25 protein-coding genes are annotated in these 22,482 nt (G+C 62.5%); 6 read left to right on the top strand and 19 right to left on the bottom strand.

All coding sequences use genetic code 11. From position 1 onward, the window contains the following. Positions 1-102 precede the first annotated feature (102 nt). From Q0974_RS00320 to Q0974_RS00305, 4 genes are all read right to left on the bottom strand, one after another. Entirely contained in the window at positions 103-876 is a 774-nt protein-coding gene (locus Q0974_RS00320) for a DUF4230 domain-containing protein (RefSeq protein ID WP_299321314.1), read from the bottom strand. Continuing rightward, positions 855-1,724, bottom strand: a complete 870-nt coding sequence (locus Q0974_RS00315) for an MBL fold metallo-hydrolase (RefSeq protein ID WP_299321313.1) — start codon at positions 1,722-1,724, stop codon at positions 855-857. Before Q0974_RS00315 ends, Q0974_RS00320 begins: the two co-directional genes overlap by 22 nt. 104 nt (positions 1,725-1,828) lie before the next feature. Then, on the bottom strand, positions 1,829-2,359 hold the full coding sequence (locus Q0974_RS00310) for a hypothetical protein (protein WP_299321312.1): 531 nt from the start codon (positions 2,357-2,359) through the stop codon (positions 1,829-1,831). A gap of 311 nt (positions 2,360-2,670) precedes the next feature. After that, positions 2,671-3,456, bottom strand: a complete 786-nt coding sequence (locus tag Q0974_RS00305) for a helix-turn-helix transcriptional regulator (protein WP_299321311.1) — start codon at positions 3,454-3,456, stop codon at positions 2,671-2,673. A 131-nt stretch (positions 3,457-3,587) separates the two neighbouring features. Between Q0974_RS00305 and Q0974_RS00300 the strand changes: the two genes are divergently transcribed. After that, entirely contained in the window at positions 3,588-3,986 is a 399-nt protein-coding gene (locus Q0974_RS00300) for a hypothetical protein (RefSeq protein WP_299321310.1), read from the top strand. Between the two features lie 25 nt (positions 3,987-4,011). Here Q0974_RS00300 and grxD read toward each other — a convergent pair whose 3' ends face one another. The 6 genes from grxD to leuC all read right to left on the bottom strand — a co-directional run bounded on the left by grxD (position 4,012) and on the right by leuC (position 8,051). Continuing rightward, positions 4,012-4,362, bottom strand: coding sequence for a Grx4 family monothiol glutaredoxin (grxD, locus tag Q0974_RS00295; RefSeq protein WP_299321309.1), 351 nt, complete (start codon positions 4,360-4,362; stop codon positions 4,012-4,014). Positions 4,363-4,375: 13 nt separating this feature from the next. Beyond that, on the bottom strand, positions 4,376-4,609 hold the full coding sequence (locus Q0974_RS00290; protein ID WP_299321308.1) for a BolA family protein: 234 nt from the start codon (positions 4,607-4,609) through the stop codon (positions 4,376-4,378). A gap of 16 nt (positions 4,610-4,625) precedes the next feature. Continuing rightward, on the bottom strand, positions 4,626-4,952 hold the full coding sequence (locus Q0974_RS00285) for a DUF1476 domain-containing protein (RefSeq protein WP_299321307.1): 327 nt from the start codon (positions 4,950-4,952) through the stop codon (positions 4,626-4,628). A 74-nt stretch (positions 4,953-5,026) separates the two neighbouring features. After that, the gene (locus Q0974_RS00280) at positions 5,027-6,028 is read right to left on the bottom strand and encodes an NADPH:quinone oxidoreductase family protein (protein ID WP_299321306.1); all 1,002 of its coding nucleotides are present in this window, start codon (positions 6,026-6,028) and stop codon (positions 5,027-5,029) included. Then, on the bottom strand, positions 6,025-6,621 hold the full coding sequence (leuD, locus tag Q0974_RS00275; protein ID WP_299321305.1) for a 3-isopropylmalate dehydratase small subunit: 597 nt from the start codon (positions 6,619-6,621) through the stop codon (positions 6,025-6,027). The genes Q0974_RS00280 and leuD overlap by 4 nt, the downstream gene beginning before the upstream one ends. Further along, positions 6,621-8,051, bottom strand: coding sequence for a 3-isopropylmalate dehydratase large subunit (leuC, locus tag Q0974_RS00270; RefSeq protein WP_299321304.1), 1,431 nt, complete (start codon positions 8,049-8,051; stop codon positions 6,621-6,623). The genes leuD and leuC overlap by 1 nt, the downstream gene beginning before the upstream one ends. Positions 8,052-8,245: 194 nt before the next feature. Between leuC and Q0974_RS00265 the strand changes: the two genes are divergently transcribed. Beyond that, on the top strand, positions 8,246-8,863 hold the full coding sequence (locus tag Q0974_RS00265) for an outer membrane beta-barrel protein (RefSeq protein ID WP_299321303.1): 618 nt from the start codon (positions 8,246-8,248) through the stop codon (positions 8,861-8,863). Positions 8,864-8,875: 12 nt separating this feature from the next. On the opposite strand, the gene Q0974_RS00260 is transcribed toward Q0974_RS00265, so the two are convergent. Beyond that, a complete protein-coding gene (locus Q0974_RS00260; protein ID WP_299321302.1) occupies positions 8,876-10,624 on the bottom strand; it encodes a radical SAM protein in 1,749 nt (582 codons plus the stop codon). A 121-nt stretch (positions 10,625-10,745) separates the two neighbouring features. Here Q0974_RS00260 and Q0974_RS00255 point away from each other — a divergent pair, with 121 nt between their 5' ends. Next, entirely contained in the window at positions 10,746-12,029 is a 1,284-nt protein-coding gene (locus tag Q0974_RS00255) for a D-arabinono-1,4-lactone oxidase (RefSeq protein WP_299321301.1), read from the top strand. Next, positions 12,026-13,159, top strand: coding sequence for a DSD1 family PLP-dependent enzyme (locus Q0974_RS00250; RefSeq protein WP_299321300.1), 1,134 nt, complete (start codon positions 12,026-12,028; stop codon positions 13,157-13,159). The genes Q0974_RS00255 and Q0974_RS00250 overlap by 4 nt, the downstream gene beginning before the upstream one ends. A 10-nt stretch (positions 13,160-13,169) precedes the next feature. Here the strand turns inward: Q0974_RS00250 and Q0974_RS00245 are convergent, their stop codons facing one another. Genes Q0974_RS00245 through Q0974_RS00230 form a run of 4 tightly spaced genes read right to left on the bottom strand, consistent with a single transcriptional unit; the run spans position 13,170 to position 16,093 of the window. Beyond that, a complete protein-coding gene (locus Q0974_RS00245; RefSeq protein WP_299321299.1) occupies positions 13,170-13,796 on the bottom strand; it encodes a glutathione S-transferase family protein in 627 nt (208 codons plus the stop codon). 35 nt (positions 13,797-13,831) lie between these two features. Beyond that, a complete protein-coding gene (locus Q0974_RS00240; RefSeq protein ID WP_299321298.1) occupies positions 13,832-14,497 on the bottom strand; it encodes a 3-oxoacid CoA-transferase subunit B in 666 nt (221 codons plus the stop codon). 1 nt (position 14,498) lies between these two features. Then, positions 14,499-15,389, bottom strand: a complete 891-nt coding sequence (locus tag Q0974_RS00235; RefSeq protein ID WP_299321297.1) for an HAD family acid phosphatase — start codon at positions 15,387-15,389, stop codon at positions 14,499-14,501. Further along, positions 15,386-16,093, bottom strand: a complete 708-nt coding sequence (locus tag Q0974_RS00230; RefSeq protein WP_299321374.1) for a CoA transferase subunit A — start codon at positions 16,091-16,093, stop codon at positions 15,386-15,388. Before Q0974_RS00230 ends, Q0974_RS00235 begins: the two co-directional genes overlap by 4 nt. Positions 16,094-16,291: 198 nt before the next feature. On the opposite strand from Q0974_RS00230, the gene Q0974_RS00225 reads away from it, so the two are divergent. Next, positions 16,292-17,095 (top strand): universal stress protein, encoded by an 804-nt coding sequence (locus tag Q0974_RS00225; protein ID WP_299321296.1) that lies wholly within the window; start codon positions 16,292-16,294, stop codon positions 17,093-17,095. 10 nt (positions 17,096-17,105) lie between these two features. Here Q0974_RS00225 and Q0974_RS00220 read toward each other — a convergent pair whose 3' ends face one another. The 4 genes from Q0974_RS00220 to Q0974_RS00205 all read right to left on the bottom strand — a co-directional run bounded on the left by Q0974_RS00220 (position 17,106) and on the right by Q0974_RS00205 (position 20,526). Next, positions 17,106-18,332 carry a cyanophycinase gene (locus Q0974_RS00220; RefSeq protein WP_299321295.1) on the bottom strand — a complete coding sequence of 409 codons (1,227 nt, stop codon included), beginning with the start codon at positions 18,330-18,332 and terminating at the stop codon, positions 17,106-17,108. Further along, positions 18,329-18,982, bottom strand: a complete 654-nt coding sequence (locus tag Q0974_RS00215; RefSeq protein WP_299321294.1) for an HAD-IA family hydrolase — start codon at positions 18,980-18,982, stop codon at positions 18,329-18,331. The genes Q0974_RS00220 and Q0974_RS00215 overlap by 4 nt, the downstream gene beginning before the upstream one ends. Positions 18,983-19,077: 95 nt before the next feature. Then, entirely contained in the window at positions 19,078-19,572 is a 495-nt protein-coding gene (locus tag Q0974_RS00210) for a heme-binding protein (RefSeq protein WP_299321293.1), read from the bottom strand. Positions 19,573-19,599: 27 nt separating this feature from the next. Then, positions 19,600-20,526 carry an SMP-30/gluconolactonase/LRE family protein gene (locus Q0974_RS00205; protein WP_299321292.1) on the bottom strand — a complete coding sequence of 309 codons (927 nt, stop codon included), beginning with the start codon at positions 20,524-20,526 and terminating at the stop codon, positions 19,600-19,602. A gap of 403 nt (positions 20,527-20,929) precedes the next feature. Here Q0974_RS00205 and Q0974_RS00200 point away from each other — a divergent pair, with 403 nt between their 5' ends. After that, positions 20,930-22,366 carry an NAD-dependent succinate-semialdehyde dehydrogenase gene (locus Q0974_RS00200; RefSeq protein WP_299321291.1) on the top strand — a complete coding sequence of 479 codons (1,437 nt, stop codon included), beginning with the start codon at positions 20,930-20,932 and terminating at the stop codon, positions 22,364-22,366. Positions 22,367-22,482 lie beyond the last annotated feature (116 nt).

Here is a 22,482-nt window from a genome sequence, read left to right as displayed (position 1 = left end):
GGCGTCATCCCAGCGAAGGCTGGGATCTCTGGCTGTTGGCGCATTGCCTATCCGCCTGAGATCCCAGCCTTCGCTGGGATGACGAACTAGTTCCACTACTTTCTAATTCTCTCCCTCCCGCCTTTCGCCCAGCACGTCTCGCGAGCGGTCCATCTGGTTGGGATTGACCTCGTTACGGAATTGCGCGCGGACGGTCGCGTCGATGCCGGCGGCGCGCAGCGGTAGCTCGAAATTATTCTCGACCGCCCGGCGCGCCGCATCCTGCGCGAGCCGCATCGTCGGCGCAGCACGCGCCTGGCGCATCAGCGAGCGCTGCCCCTCGGCGCGGTTGGCCGCGTCCAGCGCCTCCTCGGCATCAGTCACGGCGATCAGGATGCCGCCGCTGTCATATTCGCGGAGTCCGTCGATATCGATATCCGGGTCGGAGATTGTGAGGTCAGGCATGGTGACGGTCAGCGTATTGGTCGACGCGTCCCAGTCCACATCGTCATCGCCGAGCGCGCCGAGATCGAGTTCATAGCGGACATTGCCCGGCATGATCAGCGTCTTGCGGGCAGACAGACCGAAGCGCCGCTGGGTCGAGGTGATGACCGCCACGAAACGCGCCTCGAACGGGATCAGCACATTTTGCTCGCGCAAGCCCTCTAGGCTGGCGCTGGCAATGGTCTCGGGATCGGGCCCGCTGCCAAAGATGCTGCGCGTGATGCTACCAACGCCGACAACGAAGACGGTGATAATCAGGACAATGGACAGCAGGCAGCCGAGCGCGAACCACTTGCCCGACCCCTGCCGGATCATGATCACCGGCGGCTCGCGCGGCGGCGGCTCGTTAGGCCCGCCGGGTGGATCGATTTCTATGCGGCTGTCTTCGACCATGTCTCGTCTTTTTCTTTCACCATACCCCGGTCGCGCAGGTCGATCAGATGCGCGAGGACCGACCGGCCGGCTGCACCGTGCAACCGCGGATCGATGCCTTTGTACATTTTCTGCACCATATCCGGGATCGCGGTCAGCCCTTCGTCGATGGCGCGCAGTATCTGGCCCTCGCGCTGCTTGCGATGGCCCATCAGGCCGCGCGTATAGCGGCGCGCCTTCTGGATCGGCTCGCCATGGGCCGGATAATAGAGCGTTTCCTCGCGCTCCAGCAGCTTGGTGAGGCTTTCCATATAGGCCTTCATGTCGCCATCCGGCGGCGCGATCACGGTCGTCGACCAGCCCATGATATGATCACCGGTGAAGATCGCCTCGGCCTCGTGCAGCGCAAAGCAGAGATGGTTTGAGGTGTGGCCGGGCGTCGCGACCGTTTCCAAGGTCCAGCCGTCGCCGGACAGGATGTCGCCGTCTTCGAGGACGCGATCGGGCGCATAGCTTTTGTCGAATGCCGCGTCCGCACGCGGACCGCCATCCTCGATCGCGAGAAAAGCGCAACCGGTAATTTCCGCGCCCGTCGCGTCCTTAAGCGGTGCGGCGGCCGGGCTGTGATCGCGATGGGTGTGGGTGCAGATGATATAGCGGATCGTCTCGCCTTCGGTCCCAGCGAGGATGGCGTCGATATGGCGTTTGTCCTTCGGCCCCGGGTCGATCAGCGCGACATCGCCATGGCCGACGATGTAAGTCTGCGTGCCAGTATAGGTGAAGGGCGACGGGTTCGGCGCGAGCACGCGGCGCACCTGCGGGTGCAGCTCCATCGTCAGGCCGGTCGGCAGGTCTTCGGGCAATTCCATGCCCACCCATGTGGCAAGTTGGCGCGCGTCGCGAAAGGGCCGGCTGCGAAAAAGGGGCGGAAAAGCGCTCCCGTACCTTTCCTCGCCGCGGGGACTTGGCGCGTCTAGTGGCTCAGACTGGCGATACGGTCGTCGAGCGTAGCAAGAACGTCGACGCGGACGGAATCCGGGATATCGGCATCCGCCGCGACTTCTGCGCGTGCCTCGCGCAGCCCCTCAAGCGCGCCGCTGCGCGCATCCTCGACCAGCCGATCCCGGCAGATCATCAGGCGCACCCGTTCCCGGCCCGTCGCCGGATCGGTGCTTTCCTCGCTATACACGGCCTCCCCGCTCGCATGGCATTGCTCGACCGATTGGATGTCCGGGATCATCGCGCGGATTTCCGCCTCGCTGGGCACCATCGCCCGGATCGCAGCCTCACTCGGAATCATCGCGCGTATCTCGGCTTCGCTGGGGATCATGGCGCGAATTTCCTCCGCGCTCGGCACCATCGCTTCGATTTCTTCAGCCGTAGGATAGCGATCGGCGTCCGGCTGAGCCGCGGCCGAGCCGCTGATCCCGGTCATCGCCACGGCGAGCCCGGCACCAATGGCCAGAACACCCGCCGCGCGGCGCAATTGGGAAGGATATGTCATGTCGTTTCTCCTGAACCTTACGACAGCGTTCGTAATATCAGCAGCGCACCGTGTAAACGACAGATGTCGTGGTTAGTCGATGCGAGAGGACCGATTGTCGAAATCTCTTACAGTCCGGGAAATGGTTAACGGACCGCACACCATCGAAACCGCCGATTTCCGCCATTGCGCCAAAACTGGCACGGCCGGTGCATAGTATAGGGCGTTCCATACCCACATACCCCCGATGAGGGACGGGTTAGTCGGCTTCACTGGTCTCGCACTAACCCGTCCCCTCATACCCCAAAATCAGGAATACGAGCGGCGGCGCCTCAGCGCGTCCAGTTTTTGTGCAGGATTTCCGCCGTTTTCTCATCGGCCGGGAAGAAGGCCTCGATCGCCAACTCCGACAACGTGATATCGACCGGCGTGCCGAAAATCGTGATCGTGCCGATAAAGGACAGCCGCCCGACCGTCGTGTCGAGGATCAGCGGCACCCAGATGCGGTCGGGATCGGCCGGCGGCGGATCATAGTCGCTTTCATGCGGATAAGCGGCGACTTCCGCGCGCAGCGCGATCAGCCCCTCGTCCGCTGTCGCGGCGATCTGCTGATCGAGCTGTTCGAGAACATGGGCATGCCATTCATCGATATTGACGACCTGCGGGGCGAGCCCGTCCGGATGCAGGGCGAGTTTGATCGCGTTCATCGGCGGCTCGAGCAGCGCACTACCGATCTGCTCGGTGAAGAAGCTGATCGCATCGTTGGTCGCGACGATATTCCAGTGCCGGTCGACGGCAATCGCCGGATAGGGCTCATGGCCCTTCAGGATATGCTGAACGGACTGGCGCGCGAGCGCCATCGCCGGATCGTCGAGCGTCCGCTCGCCATGGCGCGGCGCGAAGCCGGCTGCGGTCAGCATGCCGTTGCGCGCGCGATAGGGCACCTCGAGCCGCTCGGCGAGCCGGTCGATAGTGCCGGTGCTGGGCTGAGAGCGCCCGGTTTCGATGAAGCTCAAATGCCGCGGCGAGATATCGGCTTCCAGCGCCAATTGCATCTGGCTCAACCGCCGCCGTTCCCGCCATTGCCGGATCTGCTGTCCCACCGCCATCGTCGCCATTGGCTCGCTCCTCGTCTCTGTCTGCATGCAGATTAGGACGGGCGACGACGCAATTCCATTACCCGTAAGGTAATCGACTTGGCGCCACGACAGGCGGAAGATGCACGGCATCCAACAGACAGGAGGATGACATGACTGTCGATTTTGCGAAGAAAGTATTTCTGGCCGACGCCATAGTTTGCGCGTTGACCTTTGCCGGCTGCGTGTTCGCAACGCAGATGATCGCCGCCGATACCGGTCTAGGAACCGGTATCGTGACAGCGGCGGGCTGGATATGTCTCGGTGCGGCGCTGATCTGGGGTTGGCTCGGCACGCGCGCGCAGCCGCCCGTGCTGATCTGCTGGCTGGCGATATTCCTCAATATCGACTGGATTATCGCGAGCATCGTGGTGTTCGAACTCGAATATGCGGCGCTCACGTCCGAGGGCCGCGCGCTCATCCTCGCTCAGGCGGCCGGCGTGCTCGGCTTCGTGATCCTGCAGATCATGGGCGTCCGCGCAATCGGCCGGCAACGGCTCGCAACGGCCTAGCGGATTATGCCCCAGGCGAAGGGCGTTACTCGGCCGCGGCCGCTTTGACGCCCTTTTCCTGCATCAGCGACTGGAGCTCGCCGGCTTCGTACATTTCCATCATGATGTCCGAACCGCCGACAAATTCGCCTTTGATGTAAAGCTGCGGAATGGTCGGCCAGTCCGAATATTCCTTGATGCCCTGGCGGACTTCCATGTCCTGCAACACGTCGACGCTCTCGAAGGTCACGCCGCAATGTTCGAGGATCGCTACAGCGCGGCTAGAAAAGCCGCATTGCGGGAAGAGCGGCGAGCCCTTCATGAACAAGACGACATCATTGCCTTTGACGGTTTCGTCGATTCTGGCCTGAGCGGCCGCATGGCTTGCTTCGGACATGTTTCACATACTCCTATTCGGGTGTGGCAGTCGTGAGCTGGAGGGCGTGAAGCTCTCCGCCCATACGGCCTTTCAGCGCCGCATAGACCGCCTGATGCTGTTTGACGCGCGATACCCCCCGGAAACTTTCGGACACGACTCTGGCCGCATAATGATCGCCATCGCCGGCAAGATCGGTGATCTCGATCTGGGCATCGGGAATTGCGTCCCGGATCATGGCTTCGATATCGGCGGCGGCCATCGGCATACAGCGTCGCTCCTCGCTAGTCTGTGGCTTCGATAAGCTGGCGGCGCGCTTCGACCGTCATTTCTTCAAACTTAGTCCGGACCGACGTATCATCAATTTCATGGCCGGCGGCCACAAGGTCGCCCACCACCTTGCGGACCACATCATCGTCGCCAGATTCCTCAAAATCGGCCTGAACCACGGCTTTTGCGTACGCGTCGGTTTCCTCGGCGGTCAGGCCCATCAGGCCCGCCGCCCATTCGCCAACCAGCCGGTTCCGCCGCGCAGTAATTCGGAACTCCATTTCCTGGTCATGCGCGAACTTGTTTTCGAAACCTTTTTTCCGATCCTTGAAATCGGCCATGTACGTCTCTCCCCGACGATAAAACTACAGATTCGCAGATAGGAAGGCCAAGGCTGCGGTGCAACGGTCTCCGGTCAATCGGCGATTTTGACGACCAATTTCCCGATCGCCTTGCGTGCGCCCATCTTCGCGATCGCCTCCCCGCCCTTTTCGAACGGAAAGACTTCGGTGACGCGCGGCGCGATCTTGCCCGCTTTCCACCAGTCGAACAAAGTCGCGATATTGTCGCGGTTATGCTGCGGATCGCGGGCGGCGAACGCGCCCCAGAATACGCCGCGCACATCGCATGACTTCAGCAGCGTGAGGTTCAGCGGCAGCTTCGGAATGCCGGCCGGGAAACCGATCACCAGATAGCGCCCTTCCCATGCGATCGAGCGTAGCGCGGGCTCGCAATAGTCGCCGCCGACCGCGTCGTAGATGACGTGCATGCCTTCCGGCCCGGCCAGCTCCTTGAACTGCGCGGACAGCGCTTTCTGCGCATCGCGATCGAGCGGGCCGCGATCATAGATGATCGTCTCATCCGCGCCGATATCGCGCACGGCCTGGGCCTTTTCGTCGCTCGACACGGCGCCGATGACACGCGCGCCCATCGCCTTGCCGATCTCGACGGCCGCCATGCCCACGCCGCCGGCGGCGCCGAGCACAAGCAGGTTCTCGCCCTCCTTGAGTTCACCACGATCCTGCAAGGCGTGGATCGTCGTGCCATAGGTCAGGATCATCGCCGATCCGTCTTCGAAACTCACTTCATCGGGCAGTTTGAACGCGCTGGTCGCCGGCGTGACGATGTATTCGGACAGACCGCCATTGCCGCACATCGCCAGCACCCGGTCTCCGACGGCGAAATCCGTAACGCCCTCGCCCACCGCATCGATCACGCCCGACACTTCACCACCCGGCGCAAAGGGCCGCTCGGGTTTGAACTGATACTGGTCGATAATGATAAGCACGTCGGGATAGTTGATCGCACAGGCCTTGACCGCGACCCGGACATGACCCGGTTTCACCTCCGGCGTATCGATCTCGCCGATCTTGAGCGTTTCGGGGCCGCCGGTTTCGTAGGACAGCAAGGCTTTCATGCAGATATCTCCGGTTTGAGCCACGGCTTGTCCGCCGTGATCTTCTGTTCATAGGCGCTGATCGCGTCGCTGCTTTCCAGCGTCAAGCCGATCTCGTCGAGCCCGGCGAGCAGGCAGGATTTGCGGAAGGGATCGATGGGAAACTCTAGGCGATCCTGGAATGGCGTCGTCACGACCTGATTGTCGAGATCGACGGTGATCGGATCGGTCGCGGCGACTTCCATCAGCCGGTCGATCGCCTCTTGCGGCAGTTCGACGGTCAAGATGCCGTTCTTGAAGGCGTTACTTGAGAAGATATCCGAAAAGCTCGGCGCGATAACGACGCGCACGCCCATATCGTCGAGCGCCCATGCCGCATGCTCGCGGCTCGATCCACAGCCGAAATTGTCGCCCGCGATCAGGATCGGCGCGCCGGTATATTCGGGATCGTCAAATACGTTGCCCTCCTCGGCGCGCACGACCTTGAACGCGCCTTCGCCCAGCCCTTCCCGGCTGATCGTCTTCAGAAACTCCGCCGGGATGATGACGTCGGTATCGACATTCTTCCGGCCGAACGGATAGGCGCGGCCCTCGACCTGTTTGAACGGCTCCATTAGCCCATCATCTCCCTGATATCGGTAAGCTTGCCCGTCACCGCCGCGGCCGCTGCCATCGCGGGGGACACCAGATGCGTGCGCGCGCCCGGCCCTTGCCGGCCGACGAAATTACGGTTGGAGGTGGAGGCGCAGCGCTGGCCTGACGGCACTTTGTCCGGGTTCATGCCCAGACACATGGAACAGCCGGGCTCGCGCCATTCGAAACCGGCTTCGACAAAGATGCGATCGAGGCCCTCCGCTTCGGCCTGCGCTTTTACGAGCCCCGAACCCGGCACAACGAGCGCCTGTTTGATCCCGTCGGCTATCCTGCGGCCCTTGGCGACCTCGGCCGCCGCGCGCAGATCCTCGATCCGGCTGTTGGTGCAGCTGCCGATAAAGATATTGTCGACCGCGACGTCCTCCATCCGCTGGCCCGGCGTCAGGCCCATATAGTCGAGCGATTTGGCCGCAGCAGCGCGCTTCGATTCTTCGGCGAAGCTTTCGGGATCGGGCACACTGCCCGTGATCGGCACGACGTCCTCGGGGCTTGTGCCCCAGGTAACGTTCGGCGCGATATCCGCTGCGTCGAGCGCGACGCGCGTATCATAGTGCGCACCGTCGTCCGTCGGCAGCGATCGCCACCAGTCCATCGCAGCATCCCAGTCCGCGCCGCTCGGCGCCATCGGCCGGCCCTTGAGATAATCGAACGTCTTCTCGTCCGGTGCGATCAGCCCGGCGCGCGCGCCCGCCTCAATCGACATATTGGAAACAGTGAGCCGCCCCTCGATGCTCATATCGCGGATCGTCGATCCGGTATATTCGATGACATGGCCCGTGCCGCCCGCAGCGCCGATCTTGCCGATGATCGCAAGCACGACATCCTTGGGCGAAACGCCGAAGCCGAGATCGCCCTCCACCCGGATTTCCATCCTTTTGGATTGCTTGAGCAGCAATGTCTGCGTCGCCAGCACATGCTCGACCTCGCTCGTGCCGATCCCGAAGGCAAGCGCGCCGAGCGCGCCATGGGCGGCCGTATGGCTATCCCCGCATACGAGCGTACAGCCCGGCAGCGTATAGCCCTGTTCGGGCCCGACGACATGGACGATGCCCTGTTCGGGCGCGGCATCGTCGATATAGCGGATACCGAAGGCGGGCGCATTGGCTTCGAGCGCTTCGAGCTGCTTCGCCGACATCGGATCGGCGATCGGAATGCGGTTGCCAGAGGCGTCGCGGCGCGGGGTGGTCGGCAGGTTGTGATCGGGCACTGCCAGGGTTAGGTCAGGTCGGCGCACTGTCCGCCCGGCCGCCCGTAGCCCTTCGAACGCCTGCGGGCTCGTTACCTCATGGACGAGATGGCGGTCGATAAAGACGATGCACGTCCCGTCGTCGCGCCGTTCGACGACATGCGCATCCCAGATCTTCTCGTACAGCGTGCGGGGCCGAGTCATGCGCGCATCCCTAACGCGATTTCGCGAGGCTGCAAAAGAAGGATTTCTTTGCCGCGTCGCACGGCAAACGGATTCGGTCCGGCGCAAAGCTGATTCGGTTCGTCGCGAAAGCGCGCCGTTTCCCTGTCTTTCGCCGTTTTTCCGGCCGAAAGCGAAGCACGTGGGGCACAGATAGTATCGAGTAGGATCGCATTATGAGAAAAATAGCATCAGTCATCGCCCTCACCGCCGTGCCGCTGGGCGCCATCCCCGCACAGGCGCAGAGCATCCCCTTCGTACCGGATATCTATATGGGCCTCGAAGTCGGCACGGGCGAACGCAGCGCCAGCCGGTTCGGCGAAACCGGAACGATCGTCGCCAGCGACGAGAGCAATGGCGTCGACTATGGTGCCTTTATCGGGGTGGAGCTGCCCGCCTTCCCGCTCGGCTATATGGCCGTCGAAGCGACGATCGGCGATTCGACAGGAGAAACGACAGCGCTGGTGCGCGATGGCACGACCGACCGTGAAGTGACGACGCAGGCACGTTTCAACTGGAGCGCGACTGCCCGCCTCGGCCTGGCTCCGCTGCCCGGCCTCGCAGCCTATGGCATTGCCGGTTATGGCGGCGAGCAGGTCGATGTCACCGTCACCGATGTCGCGACGGGCACGCAGTTCGAACGCGACGATTCGATGGACGGGATCATTTACGGCCTCGGCGCGCGTTACATGATCGGCACCGATGTCGGCATCCGCGCCGAATATCGGCACCGCGAAACCAGCGGCGCCTATGACCCCGAACAGTTCATGATCGGCGCGTTCGTCAGCTTCTAGCGGGCGGCGCGGTCAGGCGGCCGCGCTTTCCTTCAGCTCTTCGCGGTGCTGGCGGCGGATTTCGGCATTTTCCGATGCGCGCGTATCGGTGAGCAGGACATCGACCTCGCGCTTATCATTGGTGATCGCATCGTCCGTGTAGTCGAAGCGCGCGGGATCGGTGATGATCCGCTTCATCATCCGCCGCAGCCGGAAATAGGTCTTGGCCACGGCGATGGTGATATAGAGATTCTTCGCGAAATATTTGGGATAGAAGATCAGCGGATTTTCGATTCTGAAACCCGGCCGCCGCTGCTTGCGCCGATAGATGCGCATATAGCCGGATTCAAATTTCGCAACGCCGGTAATCCGCACCGCCTCACGATAGGCGGTGAGGCGATTGACGGTCATTTTCTTCTGGTTCGATCCCAGCGCCGCCATCCGCCGGATCACCGTCTCCATATGCTCCCAGCTGTAGAAGCTGCGATGCGCATCGACATAGGCCCTTTCCCACTCCTCGTCTGACATCTTGCCGTGATGCGTCACGCGGTGGTTGAGATCATATTTGTTGAGATCGGGGTCCATCCACTCGCCCGCCTCATACATTAGCTTATGATCTTCGCTGCCAGGAAGCGGGGTTAAATAGTTGAGATAGATGGAGTCGATCGGCAGCTCGCGCTTCAGCGTCGCGATATCCTGCTGAATGCTCTCATAGCTGTCGTTCGGGAAGCCGATGATATAGCCGCAGATGATATAGACCGGATGCTGCTTCCACATCAGGAACATCTCGCGATATTCCTCGACCCGGTTCTGGCGCTTTTTCGCGGCCTCCAGATTGTCGGCATTGATATTTTCGAGGCCGACGAAAATCTCGTTCACGCCCATCTTCACACATTTCTCGATGAAGTTCGGGATGCGATGGGCGAGCGTATCGACCTGGATGACGAGCTTGATCGGGAAGCCCTCTTCGCGCAGCTGGATCAGCCGGTCGGCGAAGCTCTCCCAATTCTTGTTGCGCGCAAAATTATCGTCCGTGAGCACGAAGCGCGTGATGCCCTCGGCGGCATTGACGCGGATGATCTTTTCGAGATCGTCCGCCGTGCGGAATCGGCTTTTGCGGCCCTGCACATTGATGATCGTGCAAAAGGAACATTCGAACGGGCAGCCGCGCCCGAGATCGAAGCTCGAAAAGCCGTTCGTGTTATGCTCGACCTGCTCGCGCGGGAGAAACGGGATCGGCGCGCCGGCGATATTGGGCGTGTCCTTTAGCCAATCGTAGATCGGCTTCAATTCGCCCGCGAGCGCATCCTGCAGCACCTCGTCGATCCGCCCATCCTCGGCCTCGCCGCCGAAAAAGCTGATGCCCATTTCCTGCGCTTCGACCAGTTCGGGCGGCAGCTCCTTGAGCATCGACATGCAACCCGAGACGTGGAAGCCGCCGATACAGACCGGCAGGCCCGCCGCGATAAATTCTTTCGCCATCTCCATTGTGCGCGGAAACTGGTTGGACTGGACGCCGACCAGCCCGATAAAGCCTTTGCCGCCCGCGCGCCTGATATCGCGGGCGATGCGCTTGGGATCGACCTTGGAATGGATCTCGTCGAGCGTATGGACATCGGCCTCCACATCGCCAAGCGCGCCACGCTCCAGGGCATCCTCGACGATCCCCGCCATGCAAGCGAGCGAATTGGACGGCACGATCGAGCGCCACCATTGCAGCGGATAGCCATCGTCGTGATAGCGCGTCGGCTTGATCAGATAGATTTGAAAGCGATCTCCCATCGGCGGCGCAATAGCGCAAAAGCAGCAATACTGCGAATGGCAATTTTCTATCTGACCGAGACGATCATTCCATGTACACAGGTTTCGGGCACGAGCGATCGGCGATTGGAAAGGGGGAGCAATGGGCGAAACGAGCTGGCAAAACTGGTCCGGCAGCGTGCGCACCACCCCGAGCGAGATCGCAGAGCCGCGCGACGAAGACGAGCTTGCGCGCATCGTAGCGAGCAACGACCGGGTCCGCGTCACCGGTGCCGGGCACAGCTTTATGCCGCTGTGCGAGACGGATGGCGCGCTGGTCCGGCTCGATGCGATGGAGGGCGCGCTCGACATCGCATCCGATGGTGCTACGGCCTGGGCGCCCGCCGGATGGAGCCTCGCCAAGCTGACCGCGGAGCTTTGGCAGCACGGCTATTCGCTCCCCAATCAGGGTGACGTGAACCCGCAATCGCTGGCTGGGGCGATTTCGACCGGCACGCACGGCACGGGCGCGGAGCTGGGCAGCCTGGCGACGATCGCCAGCGCTTTTCGCCTGATGCTCGCCGATGGCAGCGTCATCGAATGCGATACGGAGCAGAATCCGGAACTCTTCGAGGCGCAGCGGGTATCGCTCGGCCTGCTCGGCATCGCCCTCGCGGTCCGGATTGATCTCGTCCCGGCCTATTATCTGGCCGAGACCATTCGCGTCGTACATCTGGACGCCATCGCCGAACGGTGGGACAAACTCGCGGCGCGCCATCGTCACGCCGAATTCTGGATCTTCCCCTATTCCGACGATGTCATCTTCAAGACGCTGGACATTTGCGACCCTTGCGAAGTGCCGGACAAGCAGACGGATATGGATGAAAAAGCTTTTGCGCTATACTGCAAGACGGTGCGGCGCATGCCCAAGCTCACCGCCTCGCTGCAGCGCCAGATGATGAAGGCGATTAAGCCGGCCGAACGCCGCGGACCGGCCTATCGGATATTTCCGTCAGACCGGACTGTCCGGTTCGAGGAGATGGAGCATCAACTGCCACGCGAGAACGGCTTCGCCGCGCTCGACGACGTGATCGGCTGGATCCGGAAGAAGAAGCTGCCCGTAAGCTTTCCGTTCGAATATCGATTGGTCGCAGGCGACGATATCTGGATGAGCCCGTTCAATGCCGGACCCTGCGCCTCCATCTCCATGCACCAATATGCCGAAATGCAATGGCGCGACCTGTTCGCCGAGGCCGAGCCGATCTTTCACGCGCATGGCGGCCGCCCGCACTGGGCGAAGCGGCACACGCTGATGCGCGACGATGTGGCGGCGCTCTATCCGAAGCTCGAGAATTTCCGGGCCGCAGTGCGCGCAGCCGACCCCGGCGGGAAATTTGCGAACGACCATCTCACCGCGCTTTTCGGGCTGGGCGGCGAAGGCGCATGACCGTCGAAAACGAAAATAGCGATCTGATCGGCCAGCAAGGGAGCCGCAAATCGCTGAACACCCCGGCGCTTGTCGTCGACAAGGCGGCGATGCAGCGCAACATCGCCCGCATGGCGGCCTTTGCGGCCGACAAGGGCCTCGCCCTCCGTCCGCACGCGAAGACACACAAGAGCATCGATATCGCGCAACTTCAGATCGCCGCAGGCGCACGCGGTATCTGCTGCGCCAAGCTCGGCGAGGCCGAGGCGCTGGCGGCGGCAGGATCCGTTCCGAGCATTCTGATCACTTCGCCGGTCGTGTCTGCGCCCGCAATCGCGCGGCTCGCCAAACTGCATCGGGAAGCCGACGCGCTAATGGTCGTCGTCGATCATCCCGATAATGTCCGAGCGCTAGCAGCCGCATTCGACGCAGAAGCACCGCTCGATCTGCTCATCGATATCGATCCCGGCATTCATCGCACCGGCGTCGCCTCGCCCGAAGCGACCGTCGATCTGGCGCGGGAGATCGCCAAACATTCGTCGCTGCGCTTTCGCGGCGTCCAATTCTATTGCGGACTCCAGCAGCACATCCAGTCCTATGAGGAACGCCGCGCCGCGATCATCGAGCGTACCGAGTATCTGCGCAGCATCTTGGAGCAGCTGACCGATGCGGGTTTTGCGCCCGAGATCGTCAGCGGCGGCGGGACGGGAACGCATGAGATCGATGCCGAGCTCGGCGTGCTGAACGAGCTGCAGGTCGGCTCCTATGTCTTCATGGACAATGAATATGGCGCCTGCCAACTCTTTGACGACGCAGAGAATTTCGAACCCGCTTTGCTCGTCGACGCGCGGATCGTCAGCTGCAACACGTCGGGGATGGCGACCGTCGATGCAGGCTTCAAGGCGCTATCGACCGATGGCGGCACGCCCGTCGTGATGGACGGCGCGCCCGAAGGCACGGGCTTTATCTTCATGGGCGACGAGCATGGCGGCTTGCTGGCCGCAAATCATGCGTTCGAACACGGGTCCATGGTGACGCTGCAGGTGCCGCATTGCGACCCGACCGTGAATCTGCACGACGCCTATCATGTCGTTGACGGCGATACCGTGATCGATATCTGGCCGGTCACCGCGCGCGGCCGCAGCCGCTAGGGCCGCGACATCAACCCGGCAGATCGACCAGCGGTCCGCCGATTTCGATCGCTTTCTTATACGCGTCGCGGTTCATCAGCCGCTCGAGATAGGCCTTGGCGTTCGGCCGCTCGTCGAGCAGGCCGACGAGGTTGGACAGTTCGAGCAGATATTCGAGATTGATGTCGGCCCCGGTCAGCGTGTCGCCAACGAGAAATTCGCGGCCCTCCAGATGCGCGTCGATATAGTCGAGCAGCTTGGTCACCTCGCCGCCGACGAACCCGCCGAGAATATCGCCCAGCCCGCCGAAGCGTGGCCCGAGCAACGTCAGCAGGATCGGCATGGCGAGCGTCCCTTCGGCGAATTGCAGCCATTCGAGGTAGGGCGCGCGATCGGCGTTCGAAGTCGGCGCAAGCTCGCCCTCCCCGCGCGTTTCGATGATATATTCGATGATCGCGCCGGATTCGACCATGACATGCCCGTCAATCTCCACGGTAGGCGCCTTGCCGAGTGGATGGACGGCGAACAGATCCTCCTGCGAGCGGTTGGTTTCCGGATGCCGGTGATGCTCCTCCATCTCATATTGCAGGCCAAGCTCTTCGAGCAGCCAGATGATACGCGTCGAGCGCGAAAAGCGGAGATGGTGGAGTTTGATCATGAAATTGTCCTGCTTGAGCGAGAGCGTCAGGCGGCCTACCCGACAGGCTCGACATAATGCGCCGTCGTCTTCTCGCCGACTTCCTCGACCGTCACGTCCGGCGCCAGTTCGATAAGCTCGAACGGGCTGTCATGATCGGGGCGGTGGAAGACGCCGAGATTGGTGATGATCATGTCGACAACATTGGTGCCGGTCAGCGGCAGCGTGCATTCGGGAATGAATTTCGGATCGCCGGCTTTCGAATTGTGATCCATCACGACGATGATCTTCTTGACGCCCGCGACAAGGTCCATCGCCCCGCCCATGCCCTTGATCATCTTGCCCGGGATCATCCAGTTGGCGATATCGCCATTTTCCGCAACCTCCATCGCACCAAGCACGGTGAGATCGATATGCCCGCCGCGGATCATCGCGAAACTATCCGACGAGCCAAAATAGCTCGAAGACGGCAAGGCGCTGATCGTCTGCTTGCCGGCATTGATGAGGTCGGCGTCCACCTCGTCGGGATAGGGGAACGGTCCGATACCGAGCATGCCATTCTCAGACTGGAGCGTAACCTCGACCCCGTCCGGGATATGGTTGGCGACGAGCGTGGGGATGCCGATGCCGAGATTGACATAATAGCCGTCTTCCAGCTCCTGCGCCGCCCGTGCGGCCATCTGATTGCGGTCCCAGCCTGTGCTGGCCTGTGCTTCGGTCATATCAATTGCCTTCGTTCATGATTGCAGGCGCGGTATCAGGTGACCAACGCGTGCCTTCGGGAAACACCTCATCCACCGTGCCCTGAAGCGAATCGCCATAAACCGGATTGGGAAGAACGAACCAGCCATTGCCCCAAAGCTGTGCCAGATCTCCTTGAACTGCCAGTTCGCGGCGCTCGGCCCCCGGGAGTTCATCGTCGTTGAAGACATCAGCAAAGTCACCGAGATTGTCTCCGGCAAGCGCGATGACGCAATAGCGTTCGGCGATCAGGGCGCGCCGTCCGTCCTTGTCACTGCTATCGACGCCGTCGTCGCCGCGCAGGAACAATGTGTCTCGATGGATCGCTTCACCGAGCCCGGCGTTCGCAATCGCGCGCGCCGCGCCCTGGGGGCTGAATTGGCGATTGGTGTTGAAGACCGGGGTGATGCCCGCCTCCCGCAAGCGACGCAGACCGGCGACGGCGCCGGGAACGGGCTGGACATGGCCCGCGCCGGTTTCTTCCCAGAGCCGCCACGTCTCTGGCGAAAAGCTTTCGCCTTGGGCGAGAAAATATTCATAGCCAAGGTTCAGGATAACGGTCTCGTCGACGTCGAACACTACAGCGAGCGGTTTCCAGCTATCGCCAATTGCACAACTTTGCGGCTCTGCCACTTCGCCGCCAATACCCATCGCCACCGACTGCGGAATTCGGCGCTCGCGCGACCGGGCTACGGCGTAGTCGACCAGCGCACGCCACGCTTGGATCGAAACCCCGGCCGCTTCGCCCGAACCATAGAGCCACTGCATGGTATCCGGCGCATCGTCAGACGCCATTTGCGGTTCCGCAACAGGCGTCGTCGCGCAAGCGGCAAGCGCGAGCGCAGCCAGACAGCCGGCCGTTGCCCGAATCACGCTGCCTCCCTGTCGCGAGTGGTCTCGAACTCGATCTTCTTGTCATAGGGCGATCCGTCGATCAGGCGCTTGACGTATATACCCGGCAGGTGGATGCAGTCCGGATCGAGTTCGCCGATCTCGACGATTTCCTCGACTTCGGCGACGCAAATCTTGCCCGCCGTCGCCATCGGCTGGTTGAAGTTGCGCGCCGTCTTGCGGAAGACGAGATTGCCGCTCTTGTCGGCTTTCCAGCCCTTGATGATACACAGGTCGGCGAAGATGCCGCGTTCGAGGATGTAATCTTCTCCGTCGAACTGCTTCACCTCCTTGCCCTCGGCAACGACCGTCCCGACGCCGGTTTTCGTATAGAAGCCGGGGATGCCCGCGCCGCCCGCGCGGCATCGCTCGGCGAGCGTGCCCTGCGGGCAGAATTCGACCTCCAGCTCCTCGGCGAGGAACTGCCGTTCGAACTCCTTGTTTTCGCCAACGTACGACGAAATCATCTTCTTGACCTGCTTCGTCCGTAGCAGCTTGCCGAGCCCCTCCCCGTCGATGCCCGCATTGTTCGAGGCGATGGTCAGATCCTTGGTCCCCGCATCGCGGATCGCGTCGATCAGCCGTTCGGGAATGCCGCACAGGCCGAACCCGCCCGCGCAAATATGCATGCCGTCGAACAGCAGCCCGTCGAGCGCGGCGGCGGCATCGAGATAGATTTTCTGCATGAAGGTCTCCGCTGGGCGTGAAAGCGTTTCGCCCATTAGGCGGGCGCCGTGAGTCGGGTCAATTGCCGTAACCGTCAGCCCGGCGGCAAATCCTGCAACTGTCCCCTCGGACGCCACTCGTTTGACCTTGATCAATGCGTCCATGCGGCAAACGGTTAGGATCGTAATATGCTTTCATTCTGACTTTGGAGAATCACCATGCGATCCATTTTGCTGCCCGTGAACGACCAGGATGGTTTTGAGTCGCGCCTGCAGGCGGCGCTTGATCTCGGCCGCGCGTCCAACGGCCATATCACTTTTCTGCACGGCATACCGGTGAGCGACTATGTCGCGCTCGATCCGTTCGGCGGCTCCTATTATGTCGCCGAACAACGCGAAGCGGCGCTCGCCGAAGCCAATGACAAAAAGGCGATGCTTACCGAGGAAATGCGCAACGAGGACGTGCCTTGGGATTTCGTCTCGGCGGAGGGCGCGCCCGAGGATGTGCTGGTCGCCCAGTCCCGCATCGCCGATGTCGCCGTGCTCAGCGAACCGGCCGGCGACAATGATGACGATCTCGCCTCCAGTGTCACCTATCTCGTTATGGAAGCCGAATGCCCGATCCTTGCCGTGCCGCAGACAAGCAAGGCGCTCGATTGCGCGGGCAAGGCAATCGTCGCCTGGAACGGCTCAGCGCCGGCCGCCAACGCGATGCGGGCCGCAATCCCGATGCTGCAGGTGGCGAGCACGGTAGAAGTCGTGACGATCGGCGAGGACCCGAAGGATTTTCCGGCCGCCGCCGCCTGCGCCTATCTGTCACGCCACGGCATCACGACCGAGCTTGTGCTGCGCGACCGCCGCGACAAGGTCGCGGACGCCATGCACGACCTGCTGCTCGACCGCGAAGCCGACTATATGGTGATGGGCGCTTATGGACACAGCCGCATCCGCCAGACTCTGTTCGGCGGCGTCTCGCGGCACTTCATCAAGCGCTCGCCCGTACCGGTCTTTATGATGCACTAGCGAGTATGCGTCAGGGCGTCGCGTCTTCGCTTTCGAGCGACAGGCGTGCGCCGGTCAGTGTGCCGTTCCAGCCATCGTCGGACGCGCTCCGCCAGGCGCGCGTATCGCCATCGGCGGCGAAGATGAAACGCGCGGTGCGCTTGCCCTCGACGATCCGAATTTCGAAACGGGCGGCATTGCGTGGACGAAACTCGGAGATGTCGATCGTGCGTCTTTCGGTTTCGAGCGCCCGCACCAATTCAACACTCGGCCAGAGGCCGCCGAACACTGCCTGACCACGTTCGACAGCACTGCGAGAGGGCGCGGATGTAATGGCGAGGTCGGTGAGGTTCAGTCGATCGCCTTCATGGAGCCGCGAAAGCCCGATAGCCGAGATCGTGCCGCCGCTGACACGCGCCCCGCGCCCGTCAATCATCGTGACCGCGCCTATGCCGATCACCTGCGCGTCGTTCTCCGCCAGATCGACGAGCAGGGCCGTATCCTCGTCGATGCCGATACCGATGCGCGCCGGGCCGGGTTGGGTCATGACGGCGCGTACGAGCCTGCCCATCCTGCCCCGCTCGCCGAAATGCTGGTCGAGGATGAAGGGCGAGAACAGGCGCAGCCCCGGGATCATGGCAAGATTCTCGTCATCGTCGGACACCGCGTCGCCGATATCGCCGAACAACGCGCCGAATGCATCGCCCCGGGCGATCATCGGGCTGCTCATCGCCGCCGCCCCGGCGCTGGTTCCGCCGACAATCGCGCCGTCGTCCAGCCGCGCACGGATGGCGGCCAGCATCGGCGTATCGCCGCCGCCCGGTTCGACAAGCGCGCGGTTCAGCCGCGCCTGATCGCCACCGGCCAGCCAGATCGCCCCGGCATTTTCGATTTTGGCAATCTCTTCGGGATCGGCCGCATTGGTCGCCCAGCCGCTTTCATCGATATCGGGCGTATCCGGGTCATCGACGACCGCCAGCCGGACGATTGCGATGTCTTCGGGCGCGACGCCATAATGCATGAGCTCGCCAGCGAAGGTGGACGCGCTGCTCGCGGCATAGGTCGAAGCGGCGGCGATAATCGCGATGCCGGGGCTGTCCGCAGGCCGGTTGTCGATCAGCGCACGGTACACGTCCTCGTTATCGAAGGAGAGGCCGCCACCGACGATCAGCAGATGCCCGTCGTCCGCCCGTGCCGGACTGCCCAGCACCAAAAGGGCGATGGCTGCCCAGGCAGCGACCGCCCGCCAGGCGCTCACAACAGGCCCTCGTCCAGTTCCAGCGCGGCAGTCAGGTCAGCGAGGGCTTGGTCTTCGCCCGTCACCTTGATCGCCGCCATGCCGAGCGCGGCGGCGGGCTTACAGTTGATCCCGAGATCGTCGAGATAGACGCACGCCGCCGGATCGACGGACAGTGCCTCGCACATCATCTCGTAAATGCGCGGATCAGGTTTGCGCACGCCGACCTTCGAGCTTTCCAGGATATGATCGAAGCGCGTCATGATATCGGCGATGGCAGCGGCCTTCTTCTCGCTCCCCGCCATGCCCGCGCCCTTCCCCGCCGGCACATTATTGGTGATGCAGCCGAGCTTGTAACCCCGCGACTTCAGCGTATCGAGCGCGGCCACCATGCGCGGGCGGATATCGCCGGACAGGCAGGCGAGCACATCGCTGCCGCGCAGGTCGACGCCAACTGCGCGCGCTTCGGCGGCGAACAGTTCGTCGAACTGCGTGGCATTGATCTCCGACCGTTCGAACTTGGCCCAGGCGTTGTTGTCGGGGTCGGCCGCGTTGATCCGGCGGACACTGTTCACCGGGATACCGCGCTCTTCTTCCATCCGGTTGAATGCGTCGAAGGGCGAGGAGGTGATCACGCCGCCGAAATCCCAGATGACCGCCGTCTTGTTCATCGCATGCCTCGCAGAAAATCTGCGCGGTCCTTAGAGGCGATGAATCGCGGCGGTCAAACGATTAGCGCAGCGATGCGGCGAATTGCGCGACCCGGTTATTGCCGGATACGGCGCGGCTGCAACCCGGCCGCGGCGATCCCGGCTTCGGCGCAGGTGATATCGTCTTCGGGCGGTTCGCCGGAGACGCCGATCGCGCCGAGCCTATGCTGGCCGGCCGCATCGTAAATCGGCACGCCGCCGCCCACCGTCACCACGCCCGGCGCGTCCGCGAAGCCCGGTGTATTGCGCGCGCCTTCCTCCATGCCAGCGGTCGAGAAACCCCAAGTCGCCGCCGCATAGGCCTTCTCCTCGGCAAAGGCGACGGTACCCGGCCCGTTTCCGTCCATGCGCAGCGCGGCCATGATATGCCCGCCTGCATCGACGACCACGATGCCTTGGCTCTGGCCATTCGCTTCGGCATGCGCGACGCATCCGTTCAACACGGCCTGCGCCGTCGCCGCATCCATGACGGCCACATTCTGCGCCTGCGCCGGCAACGCGGCTGCAAGCGCGAGTAAAGTGACGCTCGTAACTCCCTGCAATTTCATCATTCTCTCCCCAGACCGGTCTGCCTGTTATCAGGCGTTATGCTCCAGCCTCAGGCCCGGGCGCGGCCATTCCATCTTCACCAGCCGACCCGTCCCCGATAGCGTCAGCCAGGCCGTCCGCATGTCCGGCCCGCCAAAACAGACATTGGTCGTAAAGATATCGTCGGTCGCGACGAATTCGACCAACGACCCATCGGGAGCGACGACCGAAATGCCGCATTCGCCGATCGTCGCGATGCAGATATTGCCGTCGCCATCGACGGCCATACTGTCGAAGAATTTATAGCCGGCCGGGCGATAAAGAGGGATGCCGGGCCCGCCCGGGCCGGCATCGGGTGCGACTTTGCCCGGCTCGGTGATGTTGAAGCTCATCAACCGGCAGGTATAGGTTTCGGCCGCGTAGAGCGTCTTGCCATCCGGCGAGAGCCCGACGCCGTTCGGATTGTTGGATGGGAAGATCACCTCTTCGAGATGGCTGCCATCAGCCTTGGCATAGAAGATGCCGACAATGTCGTGGCAGCGGGTTTCGTAGTTCACCTTGCCATGATCGGTGAACCAGAAGCCGCCATGCGCATCGAACACGATGTCGTTCGGGCCTCGCAGCACGCAATCGAAATCGCCGGACTTGTAGAGCGTTTCGATTGCGCCTGTTTCGAGGTCGACGCGCTCGATCCGCCCGCCCGAATAGTCGTTCGCGATGCCATGTGGCGCGAGCATGCCGTCGCTTTCGATATATTCGAAGCCCCCATTGTTGCAGACATAGAGCTTACCGTCCGGGCCGATCGCCGCGCCGTTCGGCCCGCCGCCGGGCTCGGCGACCGTTTCTTTCGTGCCGTCGGGCTGCACCCGCGTGATCCGCCCCTCGGCGATCTCGACGAGCACGATGCTGCCATCGTCCATCGCCACCGGGCCTTCGGGGAATCGCAATCCGTCGGTTACCAGTTCAAAATCGCTCATGACACATCTTCTCCTGTTCGCACCGCTTCATGATTTGGTTGACACCGGTTGACATGGAACGCCCTCGTTGCCCGCTGTGACTTTCGGGGTTCCACGTTGGAAAAGCGCCGATTTCGGACGCCCATCGCGACGCGGAGTGTGACTTTCCGGAACGGCATCGGGCGACCGGATAGGCGGTGGGGGTCGATCATACGGGCCATCATAGCGCGTAGCGGGTCTTGTAGGACAGCGTGAAGTCGCACGGTATCGGTTCCTCTCCACGCCGCGACACGCTAACACCTTCCCATGCCGTCACCCTGAACTTGTTTCAGGGTCCACTTTTCAGCCTGCGCCTAAGTTTCAGAATGATGAGTGGATGCTGAAACAAGTTCAGCATGACGAACGGTATGAAGGGACGCAACAAATGACTGCCGAATACCCCCAAAAACTCCACTTCCAGATCGACGGCGAATGGATCGAAACCGGCGACCGCCGGACGCAGGACGTCGTCAACCCGGCGACCGGCGCGACGCTGGCCATGCTGCCGCTCGCGACGGCCGATGATCTCGATCGCGCCTTGGCCGCCGCCGAACTCGGCTTTCGCGAGTGGAAGATGAAGAATGCCGATGAACGCGGTGTGATCCTCCATAAGATCGCCGACCTGCTGCGCGAGCGGGCGGAGACCATCGCACCTATCCTCACGATGGAACAGGGCAAGCCCGTCAGAGAATCGATGGGCGAGGTGGTGGGAGCAGCGGCGCTGTTCGACTATTTCGCCGAAGAAGCGAAGCGCGCGTATGGCCGGGTGCTCGTTCGCTCGACCGGCCAGCGTTCGATCGTCATCAAACAGCCGGTCGGCCCGGTCGCCGCTTTCAGCCCGTGGAACTTCCCGCTCTTCTTGATGGCGCGCAAGCTGGCCCCGGCTCTGGCCGCGGGTTGCTCGATCATCTGCAAACCGCCTGAGGAGACCCCGGCCTGCGCAATCGAAATCATGAAATGCGTGCTGGATGCCGGCGTGCCTGGGCATGTCGCGCAGATGATATTCGGCGTGCCGGACGAAGTCAGCACCCACCTGATCGCCTCGCCGATCATCCGCAAGATCAGCTTCACCGGCTCGGTGCCGGTCGGCAAGCATCTGATGAAGCTGGCGGCGGACGGTGTGAAACGCACGACAATGGAGCTGGGCGGCCACGCGCCGGTGCTGATCTTCGACGATTGCGATCTGGAGCGCACGCTCGACATCATCGTCCCGCAAAAGTTCCGCAATGCCGGTCAGGTCTGCGTCAGCCCGACGCGCTTCTATGTGCAAAACGGCATTTATGACCGGTTCGTCGCGGAATTCACGCAACGCACGGAAAAGCTCACCGTCGGCAACGGACTGGATAACGCAACCGAGATGGGGCCGCTCGCCAATGAGCGCCGCCCTGAAGCGGTTGGCGCGTTGATCGCCGATGCGGCCGACAAGGGCGCGCGGATCACGACCGGGGGCGATGTGCTGGGCGAGAGCGGCTTTTTCTTCCGCCCGACCGTTATCGCGGACGTCCCGCTCGACGCACAGATCATGTCCAACGAACCGTTCGGCCCGGTGGCGATGATGCGGCCCTTCGAGACGCTCGACGAAGCGATCGAACAGGCGAACCGCCTCCCCTATGGGCTCGCCGCTTTCGCTTTCACCGAGAATGGCCGCCAGGCGATGATCCTCGGCGATGCGATCGAAAGCGGCATGGTCGGTATCAACACGGTCGGCATCAGCGCGGTCGATGCGCCGTTCGGCGGGGTGAAGGAATCGGGCTTCGGCAGCGAGGACGGCCCCGAGGGGCTGGAGGCCTATATGGTCACCAAGGCGGTGCATCAGGCGTGATGGCCTACCCGGATACAATATCCGTCATTGCGAGGAGCGCAGCGACGAAGCAATCTAGAGCGGTTAACGACAGCGCTTGCGGCTCTGGATTGCTTCGCTACGCTCGCAATGACGAA

Origin of the sequence: Parasphingopyxis sp. (assembly GCF_028279465.1) — a bacterium.
Classification (GTDB): domain Bacteria; phylum Pseudomonadota; class Alphaproteobacteria; order Sphingomonadales; family Sphingomonadaceae; genus Parasphingopyxis.
This window is presented reverse-complemented; position numbering and strand designations above follow the sequence as displayed.